1 protein-coding gene is annotated in these 1,326 nt (G+C 53.2%); it reads left to right on the plus strand.

Annotation, left to right across the window (positions count from 1 at the left end):
* Positions 1–91: 91 nt before the first annotated feature.
* The gene (locus tag PG5_RS29385; RefSeq protein ID WP_020800720.1) at positions 92–1,270 is read left to right on the plus strand and encodes an integrase core domain-containing protein; all 1,179 of its coding nucleotides are present in this window, start codon (positions 92–94) and stop codon (positions 1,268–1,270) included.
* Positions 1,271–1,326 lie beyond the last annotated feature (56 nt).

Raw genomic sequence — 1,326 nt, forward strand, 5'->3', positions numbered from 1 at the left:
CCGGTATGACTCACCCACATAGGTAACAAAACAGTTCAAGCACATAGGTAACAGTTTTTAACTGGCACTGGTCGATTCCGAGGATCTGACCATGCCGTGGCGAGAGCTCAAACCTATGGACCTGAAAGTGATGTTCATTGCCGACTATCTGTCCGGTCGACTTAATTTCAGCCAACTTTGTGCGGCTCACAGCATCAGTCGCAAGACCGGTTACAAGTGGGTAGCCCGCTACAACGCGGACAGCATCAACGGATTGGCGGAGTGCAGTCGCAAGCGCCACTCTCAAGCTCAGGCTGTGCCGTTTGCGGTCAAAGAGGCCATTCTTGAGCTGCGCGGCCAAGGGCAAACCACGCCAGGCCCGAAAAAGATCCAGACAGCCCTGAGAGAGCGGTTTCCAGATCAGCCGCCACCCTCCAAAACCACGATCTACAACGTGCTTAAAAAAGCGGGATTGGTGGTGTCTCGGCGGTTGCGCCAACGTGTCGCCGTTTATCCCAAACCACTTCAGAAAGCCGACCTTCCTAACCAGCTCTGGAGCGCTGATTACAAAGGCCAATACCTGACAGGAGACGGTGTCTGGTGTTACCCGTTGACGGTAATGGATCACGCCAGTCGATTTTTACTGGCTTGTGAAAGCATGCCGAGCACGACTTTCAAGGACGCCAAGGCCACCTTCGAGCGGTTATTCAAGATGTATGGAATGCCTGAGCGGATCCGTACGGACAACGGAGTCCCTTTCGCCAGCGGTGGGCGTGCCGGGTTATCGCAGTTGTCTATCTGGTGGGCCCGCCTGGGCATCATTCACGAAAGGATTCAGCCGGGTCGACCCGAGCAGAATGGACGGCATGAGCGCATGCACCGCACGCTTAAGAGCACATTGCCAAGGCCGCCGGAAATTGAGTGGGGAGCCCAGCAGAAGCATTTTGACCTGTTCATGCAGCACTATAATCATGAACGTCTTCATGAGGCTTTGGGGCAGAAAACACCAGGCTCCTGCTATACAAGCTCGTCACGGGCATTTCCGAGGAAGCTGCCGGAGATGAAGTACCCAAGCCATGTTGAGGCATACCGAACGGACTCCAACGGCGTGGTGAACAAAGGAAGGCTCAGAATCTATGTCGGCTATGTCCTGAAACATCAGATAGTCGGATTGGAGAACATCAGTGAAGGGGCTTGGGACATCATCTTTGGGCCTGTTCTACTGGGACGGGTTGATGAACGAGACGCTAAGGATGGTTATCTGACGCTCAAAGTAATCAAAAATAAGTGATCAGGTGTTACCCATGTGCCTGAACTTTACTGTTACCTATGTGGTTGTTCCATTCT

Origin of the sequence: Pseudomonas sp. G5(2012), from assembly GCF_000408945.1 — a bacterium.
In the GTDB taxonomy this organism is placed as follows: domain Bacteria; phylum Pseudomonadota; class Gammaproteobacteria; order Pseudomonadales; family Pseudomonadaceae; genus Aquipseudomonas; species Aquipseudomonas umsongensis.